The 15,297-nt window shown below is 68.3% G+C and carries 10 protein-coding genes; 4 read left to right on the plus strand and 6 right to left on the minus strand.

Annotated features, from left to right (window positions below; translation table 11 throughout):
- The first annotated feature begins 319 nt into the window (after window positions 1-319).
- Window positions 320-1,486: a glycosyltransferase family 4 protein gene (locus ACFWVD_RS26870; RefSeq protein ID WP_379247420.1), complete on the plus strand. Its 1,167-nt coding sequence runs from the start codon at window positions 320-322 to the stop codon at window positions 1,484-1,486.
- A gap of 115 nt (window positions 1,487-1,601) precedes the next feature.
- On the opposite strand, the gene ACFWVD_RS26875 is transcribed toward ACFWVD_RS26870, so the two are convergent.
- A complete protein-coding gene (locus tag ACFWVD_RS26875) occupies window positions 1,602-3,560 on the minus strand; it encodes a hypothetical protein (protein WP_379247422.1) in 1,959 nt (652 codons plus the stop codon).
- A gap of 302 nt (window positions 3,561-3,862) precedes the next feature.
- On the opposite strand from ACFWVD_RS26875, the gene ACFWVD_RS26880 reads away from it, so the two are divergent.
- The gene (locus ACFWVD_RS26880) at window positions 3,863-5,107 is read left to right on the plus strand and encodes a polysaccharide biosynthesis protein (RefSeq protein ID WP_379247504.1); all 1,245 of its coding nucleotides are present in this window, start codon (window positions 3,863-3,865) and stop codon (window positions 5,105-5,107) included.
- An 80-nt stretch (window positions 5,108-5,187) separates the two neighbouring features.
- Here the strand turns inward: ACFWVD_RS26880 and ACFWVD_RS26885 are convergent, their stop codons facing one another.
- Window positions 5,188-6,360 carry a DUF3068 domain-containing protein gene (locus tag ACFWVD_RS26885; RefSeq protein WP_379247424.1) on the minus strand — a complete coding sequence of 391 codons (1,173 nt, stop codon included), beginning with the start codon at window positions 6,358-6,360 and terminating at the stop codon, window positions 5,188-5,190.
- A 114-nt stretch (window positions 6,361-6,474) separates the two neighbouring features.
- Here ACFWVD_RS26885 and ACFWVD_RS26890 point away from each other — a divergent pair, with 114 nt between their 5' ends.
- Window positions 6,475-7,650, plus strand: coding sequence for an acyltransferase family protein (locus tag ACFWVD_RS26890; protein WP_379247426.1), 1,176 nt, complete (start codon window positions 6,475-6,477; stop codon window positions 7,648-7,650).
- Between the two features lie 5 nt (window positions 7,651-7,655).
- Here ACFWVD_RS26890 and ACFWVD_RS26895 read toward each other — a convergent pair whose 3' ends face one another.
- The 4 genes from ACFWVD_RS26895 to ACFWVD_RS26910 all read right to left on the minus strand — a co-directional run bounded on the left by ACFWVD_RS26895 (window position 7,656) and on the right by ACFWVD_RS26910 (window position 13,954).
- Window positions 7,656-12,032, minus strand: coding sequence for an alpha-(1->3)-arabinofuranosyltransferase (locus ACFWVD_RS26895; protein ID WP_379247428.1), 4,377 nt, complete (start codon window positions 12,030-12,032; stop codon window positions 7,656-7,658).
- A complete protein-coding gene (locus ACFWVD_RS26900) occupies window positions 12,007-12,177 on the minus strand; it encodes a DUF2613 domain-containing protein (protein WP_181698846.1) in 171 nt (56 codons plus the stop codon). Before ACFWVD_RS26900 ends, ACFWVD_RS26895 begins: the two co-directional genes overlap by 26 nt.
- 67 nt (window positions 12,178-12,244) lie before the next feature.
- Window positions 12,245-13,429 carry an isochorismate synthase MenF gene (locus ACFWVD_RS26905; RefSeq protein ID WP_379247430.1) on the minus strand — a complete coding sequence of 395 codons (1,185 nt, stop codon included), beginning with the start codon at window positions 13,427-13,429 and terminating at the stop codon, window positions 12,245-12,247.
- A gap of 57 nt (window positions 13,430-13,486) precedes the next feature.
- On the minus strand, window positions 13,487-13,954 hold the full coding sequence (locus ACFWVD_RS26910) for a universal stress protein (protein ID WP_379247432.1): 468 nt from the start codon (window positions 13,952-13,954) through the stop codon (window positions 13,487-13,489).
- A gap of 115 nt (window positions 13,955-14,069) precedes the next feature.
- Here ACFWVD_RS26910 and ACFWVD_RS26915 point away from each other — a divergent pair, with 115 nt between their 5' ends.
- Entirely contained in the window at window positions 14,070-15,248 is a 1,179-nt protein-coding gene (locus ACFWVD_RS26915) for a glycoside hydrolase family 3 N-terminal domain-containing protein (protein ID WP_379247434.1), read from the plus strand.
- Window positions 15,249-15,297: the final 49 nt, after the last annotated feature.

Here is a 15,297-nt window from a genome sequence, read left to right on the forward strand (position 1 = left end):
GCCCGAAACGGCCTGGATCAACCCACCTCCGAAGGAGAACACCGACACAGAACAGGCAGCCTGACCTGTCTCATCAGGATTGACAGATTCCGTACCGCCGCTGCGCGGCGGACCCTCCCTATGGGTCGGGTGTGCGGGGCTGGGAGTGCGGTAGGTGGCGGATCAAGGGTTGTGGGTGTGGGGGTGCGGTTTGGGCGGGGGCTGGGGTGGGTTCGGCGAATGTGGGACGACGCGGTGTCAGTTCGGGGTTGTTGCGTGGAGCACAGAGGCTAGGGTGGGGGCCGACGTTGTCTGACATCAAACCGATTGCGAGCCGACCGTGCGTGAAGTCCTCCTACTCTGCTGGCGTGACACCGGGCACCCGCAGGGCGGGGGCAGTGAGCGGTATCTGGAGCAGGTCGGTGCGCAGCTGGCCGCGCGCGGTATCAAGGTCACGTTGCGGACTGCCGGGTATCCGGGTGCGCCCAAGCGGGAGCGGATCGACGGGATAGATATCAGCCGCGCGGGCGGGCGTTTTACCGTGTACCCGCGTGCGCTGGCCGCCATCGTGGCTGGTCGGATGGGTTTCGGCCCGCTGAAGGGGCTGCGGCCCGATGTCGTGATCGACACCCAGAACGGCATCCCGTTCTTCGCCACCGCCACGGGCGTGCCGTCGGTGGTGCTGGTGCATCACGGGCATCGTGAGCAGTGGCCGGTGGCGGGCAAGCTGGTCGGGAAGATCGGGTGGTGGATCGAGTCGACGCTGTCCCCGCGCGTGCACCGCGACAATCAGTACCTCACCGTCTCCCTGCCCTCTGCCGAAGAACTGTCGGTGCTGGGCGTGGACCGTGAGCGCATCGCCGTGGTCCGCAACGGTGCCGAGCCGGTTCCTGCCGAGATCGTGCCCGGCGCCGACGCCACCCGCGCCACCCACCCGCGCATCGCCGTCCTGTCGCGCCTGGTCCCGCACAAGCAGATCGAAGACGCCCTCACCGCCGTCGCCCACCTGCGCGAAGACTTCCCCGACGTGCACCTGGACGTCATCGGTGACGGCTGGTGGGCCCCCAACCTGCGCGCCTGCGCCGACACGCTCGGCATCGCCGACGCCGTCACCTTCCACGGCCACGTCGACGAACGCCGCAAGCACGAGATCCTGTCGACCGCCTGGGTCCACGTCATGCCGTCCCGCAAAGAAGGCTGGGGCCTTGCGGTGATCGAAGCCGCCCAGCACGGCGTGCCCACCATCGGCTACCGCAGCTCCCGAGGCCTGACCGACTCCATCGTCGACGGCGTCACCGGCGTACTGGTCGACGACGCCCCCGCCCTGGCCTCCGCCGCCGCGGACCTGCTGGCCGACCCCGACACCCGCGCGGTCATGGGCGAAAAGGCCCGGGCCCGCGCGGGCGAGTTCTCCTGGGAACAAACCGGGGCAGGCGTCTACGAGGTCCTCGCCGCCGCCGCCCAAGGCACCCCGATCAGCGGCCTGGTTTCCCCGACTCGGGTCTAGTCTCGAACAGGCCGCTGACGCGATATCGCGGTCACTGGACAGTCCCCGAGTTGCGCACCGTCGTCACGGTTAGCGGGCTTGCTCGGCTGCGGCACAACCCCCGGGACGATGGGGGTCACGCGAATCTCGGTGGGGTGCGGTAGGGGTGGCGGGCTGCGGTGATGAGGCCGCCTAGTAGGAGGAGGGCCCAGAGGAGGTGGGCGGTGGTGGAGAGGTGGCGTTGGGTGGGGGTGGCGGTGTCGAGGGGGGTGGGGTTGGGGATTTTGTAGAGGGCTAGGTCTGCGTCCTGGTAGGTGAGTTCGGCTGTGGTGAGGGTGATTTGGGAGTTGCCGAGGGGGCCGGGGGTGGTGCGTTCTATCAGGATCCAGCCGATGCCGAGGGCTGCCAGGTCGGTGGTGGGGGCGCCTTGGAGGAGGGCTTGTTCTGCGGTGCGGGCGCGGTTGCCTTCGCCGGTTACGGCGTGGCCGCGGACTTGGAGTTCGCCGGTTTGTAGGACGTCGTTGGGCAGGATTCGGGGGGCGGGGTCCAGGACGGGAGCTGTTCCGCTGTAGGGGAATCGGCGGAACATGCCTGCGGGCAGGACTGCTACGTCGCCGGGGGCGTCGATGTGGTCGACGATCTGTGCCCAGCCTGCGGGGTAGTGGACTGGGCGTAGGGCGCCGCCTACCCCCCAGGCGAGATCTGCCAGGGGGAGGATCAGTAAGGCGATGAAAAGGGTTGCGACGACGCGTGTTCCGGAGGAGTAAGCATTGAGGGTGGAAGGCTCGGTGTCGGTATCCGACGCTGCGCGTGAGTGATTCGGGCCATCTTCGTTGACGCAGCTCGACTCGGTGATGCCATCGAGTCCGGTATCCGTCGAATTCTCGACGGTCGTTAGTCGCCGTGCTGCGGCTGTGACGGTTCGGCACGCGGCCGCGGCGCAGAGGGCGTAGGCGGGCATCGCCAGTGCTACGTATTTCTGTGTGTCGCGCAGCAATCCGGCACCAGGGACGTGCACCACCAGCCATTCGCCGACGGCGAGGCCCCAGGTGGTCGCGCCGAGGGCGGGCAGGGTGATTGCGACTACCGCGATGATCAGCAGTGTGCGCCCGTCACGTCCGAGGTTCCATACCGCGCGCACTCCGCAGGCGACGATGGCGAGCAGTAGGACGGTGCCTACCAGTGCGAGTGGTGTTGTGCGACTTGCGGGTACGGCTTCGCTGTTCCAGATTCCGCCGAGTCCGGCGAGGCTGCCGAGGGTGCCCAGCCAGGGTTCGGCGCGGGCGGCGAAGGCTGTGACGCCGGCGGGGTCGGAGGGGTCGGCGCCGGAGCCGAGGGCGGTTGCGGTCAGCCAGGGGGCGCAGGTTGCCAGCCATGCGACAGTGGCAGGGAGGAAGGCGCGTCGGCCGACCAGTGCGAGTCCGATGATGGCGGCCAGCAGCGAACCTGTCGGGGTCAAACCGGCGGCTGCGAAACTCGCGATCAGCGCCGCCCAGCCACCGAGAGTTCCTGTGCGCCTGGGCAACCCGAGACCGCTGGTTGTCTCGAGGGTGTCGGAGCTGGTTCCGCTGATCGCCGCCGGAATGTAGGTACTGATGGTCGCTTTCGGGCGCTGGCTGGATACGTGTCCGCTCGTGATTGTTCGGATTCGGGTGGCGGCTAGGGCGGTCCAGGGGAGGGCGGCGTAACCGGCGAGCAGGCTCCAGTGGCCTTGTAGAAGGCGTTCTGCGACAAAGGGATTCCAGAGTGCGAGGGTGGCGGCGACCAGTTGGGCGGAGGTGGAGGCGGAGACGAAGCGTCGGGCGAGTACCGCTGCGCCGTAGCCGGCTGACCAGAGGGAGACGATCAGGATCGCTTTCACCAGGATTCCGCCATCGATGATCGGCGACAGGACGGCGATCAGGGCGTCCTGGGGGACGGCGCGGGGGGCGGCGGCGCCGAGGCCGAGGGCGGAATCGGTGAGGTAGGAGCGTGGGGTGCTCACTGCGTCGCGCAGCAGTAGGTAGCCGGATCCGGCCAGTGGGCCGATGATGATCGCCGTGAGCAGGGCGCAATACCCGGCCACCCAGGCCCTTGCACGCCCACTACTCGTCACGTCCACGCACCTTACGTTCCGTTGGTCGTCGCCGGGAGTGGGGTCGACGACGCGGTGGTCGCGCGCCCTCACCGGCGTAATCGACCAATTCGAGGTCGAAGAGGCGGAAATAGCGACTGGCAGGTCGCCGATTGGTCGATTAGGCCGGTGTTCGGTGGGTGACGGTCGCAAGGTGAGTCCGGGTGGACTCACATTTTTGGGGTTGGCGTGATGGCGAACACAGTGGGGTGCGACGATGGGGCGTGTCCTCAGTCCGTCGCCCGCCCGTCGTTGCCGATCTGACCTGGGTGACGGCTGGCGCGATGACCGCCAACGTCGCCGGTTACCTGCTGCAACTGTTGGCCGGGCGCTGGCTAGGGGTGGCCGGGTACAGCGAGTTCGCGAGTCTGCTCGCGGTGCAGTTGTTGTGTGCGGTGCCTGCGCTGGCGATGCAGAACGTGGTGGCTCGGGAGGTTGTGCGCGGGGCTTCGCACGGTGCGGTGCGGGCGATGCAGTGGCGGGTGGCGGGGTTGGTCGCCGCGGTGGGGGTGGTACTGATTCCGGTGGTGGCGGCGCTGCTGGATGTGGGTGTGTGGGCTGCGGCTGCGGCGTTGGGTGCGGCGCCTGCGTTGGTGATTCTGTCGGGTGAGCAGGGGATTCTGCAGGGCAGCAACAAGTTTCGGCAGTTGGCGACGGTGTTGGCGATGGCGGGGACGGCTCGGGTGGTGCCTGCGTTGCTCGCGCTTGCGCTGGGGGGTGGGGCGGCTGGGGCGTTGTGGGCGGGGGCGGTGGGGATTGTCGGGGCGGCGATCGTGGCTGGGCGGATCACTGCTTCGGCTACTCGGACCGCCGCGCAGGTCGATGATCTCGGCGACGAGCTGCGCGGGAAGCATCGCGACGAGCCGCGCGGGAAGGACGGCGACGAGCTGCGCGGGAAGGACGCACTCGCGCGGGGAGCGATTTCGGGTGTGGTCGGTGTGCTGCCGGTGTTGCGGGCTGTTCAGGTGCAGGCGGCGTTGATGGCGTTGTCTTCGGTCGACTTGATCGTGGTGCGGATTGTGCTCGACGAGGTGGATGCGAGTCGGTATTCGTTGGGGACCATCGCTACGAAGATCGCGTTCTGGCTTCCGCAGGCGGTGGGGGTGGTGCTGTATCCGCGGATGGCTCAGCCTTCGCATTCGGCGCGTGCGATTCGGGATGCGTTGTCGGTGTTGTCGGTGATCGGGGTGGTTGCGGTGGTGGGGGCGGCTGTGGCTGCGCCGTTGGCTCCGTTGTTCGCGGGCGAGGACTATGCGCCGATTCAGGGCATGTTGTGGGTGTTTGCGCTGCATGGGGCGATTTTGGCGGTGTTGCAGGGGGCTTTGTTGTCGGCTATTGCGGTGGAGCGGACTGCTTTGGCGGTGGTTACTTGGGTGGGGTTGGTGGTTGAGGTGGTGCTGATGCTGACTTTGGCTCGGACGATTGAGGCTTTGATCGGTACGGCGGTGTCCGTGGCGGCGGTGACCACTGCGGTTGTGGTGGTTGGTGTTTTGCGGGGGGCTCGGGTGCGGTCGGAGATGCCTGGGTAAGGCTGGTTCGGAGTTCAGCGGGTGGGGTGGAAATGGCAACGGCCCCGGTCTGAGACCGGGGCCGTGCGGGAATGGTTTGTCTAGCGGGGTTTGTCGATGTCGATCTGCTCGGTGGGAGCGTCGTAGTCGCCGCGGGGGAACTCGGTGGTGGGGGTTTCGTCCTCGTCCCAGCGGGTGTCCGCGGTGTCATCGGGGGTCGGCTGGGGGCCGCGGCCGCCTGCGTGGGCGGGGGTGTGGCCACCGCGCAGGCCGAGGAACAGGCCGGCTAGCAATGCCAGCACGCCGAGTACGCCGAACAGGATCGGCACCACGCGGCCGAACAGCGACAGCTTGTCGGTGTTCTCCTTGGCGATCGCGATCTGCGATTCGACCGTCGCCTCGTCGAACACCAGGTGCGACTTCAGGGCGGTGACCTCGGGCTTGTCGCCGGACCTCGCGTAGAACAGGTGGATGGACTCGCCGCCCTTGATCACGGTGCCGGTCTGCGGTTCGACCCACAGGTCGCGCACGTTGGTGTAGTACCTGGTCATGGTGACCGGGTCGGTGCCTTCGAGGCCCCACTTGGCGGCGGGCAGGGTGAGGCGGTTGGTGGGGGACTGCTGCACGTCCCAGGTGCTGGTGACGGGCGCGGTCATCTGGAACCGGTAGACCTTCATGTTGTTGATCTCGGTCTCTTCGATGAAGTCCGCGTCGAAGGATTTGCGCACGTTGATGTCGAAGTACGGGTACGTCTTCTTCTCGGTGCCGATGGGGAAGCGGTAGCCGATGCCGGTGTGCTGCACCGGTTCCATGACGCTGCCGCCCTTGTTGTTCACGGTCACCGCGATGGACCCGTTGGGTTCGGTGTCCACCGGCATGCCGGTGGTGCGGGAGATGGTGACGCGGTCGATGGCGGCGGTGAGCAAGCCGGTGTCGCCCTGCACGTCGGTGCGGCGCAGCGTGGTGCCCGCCTGCAGTGTCATATCGTCGGCGCCGGAGGGCTCTTCGACGGTGACGAAGCGCTGGGAGACCAGCGGCACATCCTTGTTCACCACAGCGGGGCCGTCGCCGGAGGTCAGCGACTTGGAGTCCAGGACGAGGCTTTCCTCGTTGGGCTGGTTCACCGCGATCGTGGTGATCTCGAGGTCGAGGGGAGTCTTGGCGACTTTGCTCACCGTGTAGGTGGGGATCATCAGCGCGGCGACGAGCAATGCCGCGCCCAGACCCACGAGCACGCAGGCGACGGTCCTTCTGGTACCGGCACTCAGTGCCATGCAACTCTCCTCGTCGTTCGAACAGGGATGGCCCGGTGGTCGACACTAACAGTCCAGCCGATGAAGGTGCGGTGCTGTGCCGTCGAAATCGCCGACACGGCAGACTGGACCCCGATGACGACCGCCGCCGCCCCAGTTTCGCGCCCTCGCGCCTTCATTCCCGCCCTGGAAGGGATGCGCGGAATGGCGGCTCTCGGGGTGCTGGTCACGCACGTGGCGTTCCAGACCGGGACGAGCGGGACGCCGGTGATCGGCCCGATGCTGGAACGTTTCGATATGGCGGTCGCGGTGTTCTTCGCGCTGTCGGGGTTCCTGCTGTGGCGTCCGCACGCGGCGGCCGCGCATGGTGTCGGTCGCGCGCCCAAGGCTTCGCGCTATCTGCTGCATCGGGTGGCGCGCGTGCTGCCCGCGTACTGGGTGGTGGTGGTGTTCGTGCTGGTGTTGCTGCCCGGTGCCGCGCATTCGGCGAACTGGCGGGTGTGGGTGTCGAATCTGCATCTGCTGCAGGTGTTCGTGCCGTTGACCTTGACCGATGGGCTCACGCAGATGTGGAGCCTGTCGGTGGAGATGGCGTTCTATCTGGTGTTGCCGCTGCTGGCGTGGCTGGTGGTGCGGTTGCGTGGGCGCGCGGCGCGGTGGCGGGTGCCGGTGCTGTGTGGGCTGATCGCGGTGACGCTGACCTGGAATCTGTGGCCGATTCCCACGCCCGACGCGATCCACGCCGACAACTGGTTGCCCGGTTACCTGCCGTGGTTCGCGGCGGGGATGCTGCTGGCCGAACTGATCCATCTCGCGCGAACTGATGCGCGGTGGGTTGCGTTGCTGTCGAATCAGCGGTTGATGTGGGCGATCGCGGTGGCGGCGTTCTTGCTGTCGGCGACCGAGTTCGGTGGTCCGGCGGGACTGGAACGCGCGCAGCCGTGGCAGTACGCGATGAAGATGGTGCTGGGGGCGATCCTGGGGTTCTGCCTGCTGGCGCCGCTGGTGATGCGGTCGACCGGGGGGCATCATCGCTGGTTGGAGTCGCGGACGGCGGCGATTCTGGGGCGCTGGTCGTATGGGATCTTCCTGTGGCATCTGGTGGTTCTCACGGTGGTTTTCCCGGTGTTCGGGATTCTGCCGTTCCATGGGAACTTCGGGTACGTCATCGTGTTGACCACGTTGTTGACGCTGCCGTTGGCTGCGGCGAGTTTCGCTCTGGTCGAGGAACCGGCTCGGCGTTGGGCCGCGCGGTGGGATCGGCGGGATGCGGCCGCGCGCGCTGAACGGGCTCGTTCGACGGTCGGCTGAGCTTGTCAGCGGCGGCGCGGAATGGCCGCGACGCCGACGGCGACGACCGCGATGACGGCGGGTGCCTGGGCCCAGAGCGAGCCGCCCATGTATTCGGTGCCCGACCGCCAGGTTCCGGTCGACAGTGCTGCCGCCGAGGTCAGGGTTCCGATGCCGGCCAGCCACGGTAGGGCTCTGGCAGTGATGGCTGGGCGGAAGTGGTTGCAGCACACCGTGATCAGCGTGATTGCCGCGCCGAACGGGCCGGAGATCACCGCGATTGCGCCGGTGAGGCCGATGGTTGCGAGCCAGCGTGTACCCCAGGTGACTGGGGGTGGGCCGACGTCGGGGAGTTCGCGTCGTCGCGGAATCGCCAGCAGCACAAGGGGAATCAGCAACAGTAGTCCGCCGAAGATGGCTAGTCGGTACCAGCGGTCGGCGGGGAAGGACACGGTGATCTCGCCGGTGGTTCCCGGCGGGATGAGCCAGGCCTGCTGCCAGCCGTCGACGACGATGGGCGACAGTTCCTGGCCGGTGGCGGTGTGCGCCTGCCAACCGACGTTGGTGCTCAGCGGCAGGACCAGCAGTTGGGTGCCGGGGGAGCTGTTGGGTGCACCGGGATAGGGGTCCGTGCGGGGTAGGCGTAGGCGGTCGACGGTGAAGAGTTCGGTGGGGGCGACGGTGAGGTCGGGGTGGCCGGGGAGTAGTTCGATGTCGGCGGTGTCTTCGGGGCAGGAGTGGGCGGAAATCGGTGCGCCGGAGCGGAGTTCGTCGGCGGTGGCGGTGATCGTGGTGTGGATGGCGCGTCCGCCGATGGCGATGACCGGGCCCGCTTCGCAGCCGATGGTGATCAGGCGGTCGCCGGGTGTGTGGGCGGGGTAGTCGGGGCCGAGCACTTCTACTTCGGCCAGGCCCGCGGGCTGAGTCAGGACGAAGCCGAGGGCGGTGCGGTCCAGGACCTCGTTCCAGCTCTGGATGCTGATCTCGATGCGGTCGGTTTCGGTGGGGTACAGCGAGATTCGGGCCGGTTCGCCGTGTTCGCGGTCGGGCAGTTCGCGGATCTGGGGGCCGTTGCCGAGGTTCACCGCGACCGAGGTGGCTGTCGCGGGTAGGCCGCCCAGTGCGGTGGTGATGTCGAGGCCGGTCACCAGGGTGGGTTCTGGAAGTTCCAGTACCAGGGTGGGTTTGCCGCCGGTGAGGCTGCGCACGGTGGACTCGGGGGCGGTCCAGGTGGTTTTCGGGTCGCCGTCGGTGGCGGCGAAGGCGGCGCCGCGCAGGTCGGCGACATCGGCCTTGCCGCGTGCGACGGGGCGGGTGGGGTCGGTGAGCAGGGCTTCCAGGGCGGGGCCGGGGCGGGTGCGCACGGTCAGGTCGGTGCCGACGGTGAGTGGTTCCGGGACCGCGAGGGTGCGTCCGAAGAGGCCGGGTTCCTCGGCGGGCAGGCCGAGGCCCTTGCTGCAGTGCACACGGTCGGGACCGTCGAAACATGTACTGCGGCCGGGGAATTCCTGTCCGAGGTCCCAGCCGCGCACGGTAGTGCCCGCAGCGACGTCGGGCAGCACGATGCGGTGGCGGATATCGACGCGCACCGGCTCTTCGCGGTTCGAATAGTCGTCGAGAGTTAGTTCGCTGATCCCGAATTGCCCGCCGCGCGTGCCGGTTTCGGTGCGGGCGGCGCTGATCATCACCCAGTCCGACTTGCCCGCGGGCAGTGCGACCGACACTGGCGTACCGGGTTCGGTGATCCGCACCGACACTGTTCCGCGCGAGGTGCGGACCTCGACCCACTTCACCGGATCGCCCAGTGCGGCGGCGGTGGTGGTGAAGCGCAGTGATCCGTTGGCGATGGGCTTGTCGAGGTCGAGTCGAATCCATTGTCCCAGTGCGAATTCGGAGCCGTTGCTGATCCAGGCGGTGCTGGGGTCGCCGTCGACGGCGGCCGCGGTGGAGCTGCCGGGTGCGGCGCCGCCGATCTGGGTGGCGTCGGCGGCGGAGCTGGAGGCGGTGACCTTCGCGCCCGACCACTGGCCCTGCACGAGTTCGGTGTCGGCGACGGGGTAGTCGGGGACCAGGTTGTGGGTGCGTCGGGCGTCGTCGGGGGCGCGGACCGCGGAGTTGTGGTTGTCGACTCGGCCGAAATCGGTTTCGCGGTTCATGGGGGTGTCGGTCAGCAGGACCGGTTGTGGGGGTATGCCGGCACGGCGGGCGTCGGCTTCGAGAAGGGTTGGGGCGGCGGTGTTTTCGTCGTCGCGTCGGACGCGCTCCAAGACTTCGGGGCCGCCTCGGACGACCGGGACCGAGTCGAGCGGGGTCGTGTAGGCGCCGGGGAATCCGGGAGGGGCGCCGGTGCCGCTGCGCACGTGGGCGGGGGTGCCCGGCGGTGGTACGTCGACGCGGTAGATCTCGACGGCTGGGTAGGCAGGCAGCAGGTCGTTGTCGACTACCAGGCCCTCGTCTGCCGCGCGCGGGCCGATGGGGGCGCCGAACGAGGTGACCTTGGTCAGGCCGGGTGAGCCTTCGATCGCGCGGTGGGCCAGCATCGGGCGGGTCGAGCGGGAGGTTTCGGGGTCGAGGTCGTTGCGCAGCACCAGGATTCCGATGCCCTGGTCGGCGAGGGTGGCGGCCAGGCCGGTGGACGGTCTGCCGTCGGCGATCAGGCGCTGCACCGAATCCATCGCGCGGATGGTGCCCGGCGGATTCAGTGGGACCGAATCGCGCACGGCCCAGGGGGTTTTCGCCAAGGCTTGCAGTGGTTCGTCGCGGGTGAGTCCCCAGATCTGGCTGCCGAACGGTGCGCCGGGCACGATCAGGGCGCGGGTGTCGGCGGCGTTGTGTTCGAGCCAGGCGGCGGTGTCGTGCCAGTAGGCGGGGACTTCGTCGTAGGCGCCGCGCGGGGCGAGTCGGCCGGTCCAGGCCAGTGAGGTCGCGAGGGTGAGGGCGGCCAGGATCAGGGCGGCCACGGCGACGACGCGGTCGCGTTCGGGATGGGCAAAAGAGCTGCGCCACACCGGCATCGGCACGGAGGCGGGTAGGGCCACGCGGCCTAGTAGGTGGGCGAGACCGATCACCAGCGGTAAGCGGATCAGCGGCTCGAGCTTGTGGACGTTGCGCAGGGGTGCGCCGCCGGAGTCGAGGAAGATTCGCACCGATTCGGCGAACGGGCCACCGAGTGTGCCGACGTATCCCGCGCAGATTCCGGCCAGGCCCACGCACAGGATCAGCGCGAACCGGCCCCGATACGGCATCGAAGATCGTGCCAGCCCGGCCATGCCAGCGGCCGCGAGCAGGCCGGTCGCCAGTACTGCGGCGGGTTGCGTCACCAGCACCGCGCCCGCGATGCGTTCCGGCGAGACGAACGGCGTCCAACTATCGGTGCCGCGCAGTACTTCGCTCAGCGCCGCCCACTGCGTGGTGACGCCCGACGATTCGATGAAATCGAGGAACGGGGGGCTCACCTTGCCGAGCAACAGCAGCGGCACGACCCACCAGAAAGTAGCGAGGACCAGCAGTGGAATCCACGCACGCGTGAACCGCCACCACTGACGGTTCGGCCGGTAGGAGGCCCACCACAGCGCGGCGGGAAGGAACGCCGCCACGGTCGCGACCGCGTTCACCGACCCCATGAACGCGAGCGCCAGCGCGCTTCCGGCCGGTGAGAGTGGGCCGCCTCGAAACGCGACTCGACTCTGTGCGGCGCTCGACGGATCTGCGGCTGTGCTCCCGGACGGGGTCCGAGTCGCCCCGCTACCGGCTACGTCGTGAACCCCCGCCGTGCCTGCGCTATCGGGCGTCCGAACTTCAGCAGTGCCGTCAGCCGGCTCGCGAGAACCCGCGCGCCGACCTTTCACAGCGACACCGAGCGCCGCCGGCGCGAGGAGAACCCACGGTGCCAGCATCATCGGCAAAGTTTCCGACGAGATCGACCCCAGCGTGGTCAACACTCGCGGTGACAGCGCGAACGCCAGACCCGCGATCACCCGCGACCCGCGTGACCCGATCCCCAGCGTTTCGCACAGCTTGACGATTCCCCAGAATCCGGCCAGCAGCAGCAGCGCCCACCACACGCGTTGGGTCATCCAGGCGGGGATGTGCAGCAGGTGGCCTGCGGAGAAGAAGGCGCCGTGGGGGAAGAAGTAGCCGTAGGCCTGGTTTTGGACCTGGCCCATGGGGGCTTGGCTGTTCCACAGGTGGGCGGCGCGCGCGAGGAAACCCAGCGGGTTCTGGGCGAGGTCGTATTTGGTGTCGGCGACGGTGAGGCCTGGCGCCTGCGCGAAGGTCAGTACGAAGGCGGCTACTACCGAGCCGACGAGCCAGCGCCAACCCAATGGCGCCTTGTCCGGTTGCCCCGATGTGGGGCGCGACGCGCGGGCGTCGGCGTCAGCGGCTGCCGTATTCAGGGGCATTGAGCAGCGAGGAGTCTTTGTCTCCGCTGCGGTCGATCGAGGGTGCGGAGTTCTGCTGCACCGCTGCCGTGATCGCGAAGACGGCGATCGCGCTCAGCAGGGCGCCGCCGACCGCGCTGGCAACAGCCGGAACAGCAAACTTCATCGCGCACTCCAATACGCTCGACGTCGGGGCCTGTCTCCGGCCAACCTAGCAGGTGCGGGGGGCTGGGCTAGTCGTTGGGGAGCGCGCAACGCAGGGCACTCAGCAGGGTGCGAAGTTTGGCCGTGGTCTCGGCCAGTTCGGCCACCGGATCCGAGGCCGCGACGATGCCGCCGCCCGCGCTGGCTCGCAGGGTGCGCCGGTCGGTGGACAGTTCGCCGCCGCGGATGGCCACGACCCATTCGCCGTCGCCGGTGTCGTCGCACCAGCCGACCGCGCCGCCGTAGAAGCCGCGCCATGGTTCGTCGGCGGTGATGGTGTCCAGTGCTGCGGTGTAGGGCGTGCCGTTGACGGCGGGGGTGGGGTGCAGCAGCAGGGCCAGGTCCAGGGCGGTGGTGGAGGGGTCGCGCAGCACGCCGTGGATGGGGGTGGCCAGGTGCCAGACCTGTTCGGTGCTGAGGATTTCGGGTGCGTCGGGGATGTGCAGTTCGGCGCAGACGGGGGACAGTTGCTGCCGGATCCAGTCGATGACGAAGGCGTGTTCTTCGTGATTCTTGGTGCTGGACAACAGTTCTCCGGCCTGTTGGGCGTCGTCTGTCGGGTCGGATAGGCGGGGGAGGGTGCCTGCCAGGGGGTGCAGGCTGACGCGGTCACCGTGTCGCGCGACCAGCACTTCGGGGGTGGCGCCGATCAGGGTCTCGGCTCGGCCTGCCGCGAACAGGTCCACCGAGTACACGGCGGCGTTCGGATGCCTGGTCAGCAGGTGTGCGGCTAGTACTTCGGGGTGCAGCGGCGCGTCGGCTTCGAGCACCATCGAACGCGCGGCCACCACCTTGCGCAGTTCGTTGGCCGGGTCGCCGAGCTGTTCGACCAGTTTGGTCACCTTCGCCACATGTTCTGCGGCACTGGGCATTTCGGCGATCACCCGCACGTCGGGCAGATCCGGTAGCGCTGCGGGTCGCCATGGTCCGGCGGTGTGCAGGGACGTCTCGGGTTGCCAGAGCGCGGCCGGTTCGCGGGGATCGAACGGCAACGCTCCGACGATCAATCGTGGTGGTGCGCTGGAGGATTCGCTACCTGCGCTGGTGGGGTCGCCAGCTGCCGAGCCACGCGCTACCTCGCGCCCTTGTGCGGACGGGGGCGAACTCAGCCACCCGCGCAACGCCTCGACCGCGCGTCGCGGATCCGAAAAAACCTCGCGCACGCCCGACGCGCGCACCACCGCGTCAGGTCGAGCGAGCAGAAATTCGTTCATGGTCCTTCGACCATAACGCCGCAGGCATGGCATGCCGCCGCGAGAGCGACCGAACTCTCACTGATCCGGCGGCACCAGGAACACCGGCCGGTGCCCGTGCTTGAGCACCGCCTCGGCGACACTGCTGTGCAACAGCGCGCGCAACCCGGTGCTACCCCGCGTACCAGCGACGATGATGTCGACGTCGAGCTCGTCGGCGCAGTCCACGATCGCGTTCCAGATCGTGGTGGTGCATTCGGCGGTGCGCGGTTCGGCGTCGATGCCTGCCAGTTTCGCCAGGTGCACGCCCTCGGCGTTGATCTTGCGGGCGTCGGAGTAGGCGATGTCTTCCATCTCCTCGTCGGGCACCCAGTCCGGCTGCATCACCCCGGCCAGGCCGGAGATGCGCGCGGCTTGGCGGACCATCGGTTCCCACGCGGTGAGCAGGATCGCGCGTTCGGCGGTGAGGAACCGCCCGGCGTACTGGACGGCGCGTTTGGCGTGTTCGGAACCGTCGTAGGCGATGAGCATCCGATCGCATGCCATGACGACCTCCTGCGCTGGTCGGAGCGGCTTTTCACTCAGGTTACCCCCGAACTGCGGGTATCAATCCGAACCCGGGTGCTGGGGTTGACGCGCTGTGCGGGCTACCGTGGAGCGCATGCGGAAATCGCCTGTGGTCGTGTTCGCAGTTCTCGCCACCGTTGCTACCGCCTGTTCGGGAGGTTCGTCGACCGAGACGTCGCCCGCGGCGAGCAGCAGTGCGGTGGCCGCCCCGTCGGGAACGGGGGAGTCGGGAACGCCCGCTTCGGCTACGCCGGTGCAAAACAATTGCGGCGCAGACTATCTCGGCAAACTCAGCCAGCGCGAGAAACTCGCGCAGTTGCTGACCGTCGGCATCACCGGGTCGGCGGACGCGTCGAATGTGGTGAGTTCCGAGCAGGTCGGCGGCATTTTCGTGGGTAGCTGGACCGATCCGAGCCTGCTGGACGCCTCGGCGTTGGACGCGGTGAAGGCGCAGGCGAAGGTGCCGTTGATGGTGACCATCGACGAAGAGGGCGGGCGTGTCTCGCGCGCGAAGAACGTGATCGGCACCGCCCCGTCCGCGCGCGAGATCGCGCAGTCGCAGACGCCCGAGCAGTACTACCAGTTCACCCGGACCAGGTCGCAGGCGTTGAAGGACGTCGGCATCACCGTGGATTTCGCGCCCGATACCGACGTGAGCAGCCAGCCCGACGACAGCGTCATCGGCGACCGTTCGTACAGCGACGACCCGAAGGTGGTCACCGAGTACGCGGGCGCCTACATTCGCGCGTCCAACGAGGTCGGGCTCGGTTCGGTGATCAAGCATTTCCCCGGCCACGGCTCCGGATCGGGCGACTCGCACACCGGCGCGGTCACCACCCCGCCGCTGGACCAGCTGCAGAACAAGGACCTGGTGCCGTTCCGCGACCTGGTGAATTCGGGTGCGGCGGTGATGGTCGGTCACCTGGACGTGCCCGGCCTGACCGAGCCCGGCGTGCCCGCGAGCATCAGTCCGGCGGTGATGTCGCTGCTGCGCGAGGGCAAGGGGTACGGCGCCGCGCCGTTCAACGGCCCGATCTTCACCGACGATCTCAGTGGCATGGCCGCCATCACCGACCGCATGTCGATCGAGGAAGCGGTCGAGGCCACCCTGATCGCCGGCGCCGACAACGCACTGTGGATCAGCACCGCCGCGGTGCCGTCGGTGCTCGACCGTTTGGAACAGTCGGTGGCTAGTGGCAAACTGCCCGCCGACCGGGTCGACACTTCCGTGCTGCGGATGGCGCGCTACAAGGGCGTAGCGCTGGGCTGCTGATGCCCCCGGCGACTGTGCGGCAAATGAGCGCGGGCGAACTTACCTTGCA

Origin of the sequence: Nocardia sp. NPDC058666 (genome assembly GCF_042714895.1) — a bacterium.
Lineage (GTDB): Bacteria > Actinomycetota > Actinomycetes > Mycobacteriales > Mycobacteriaceae > Nocardia.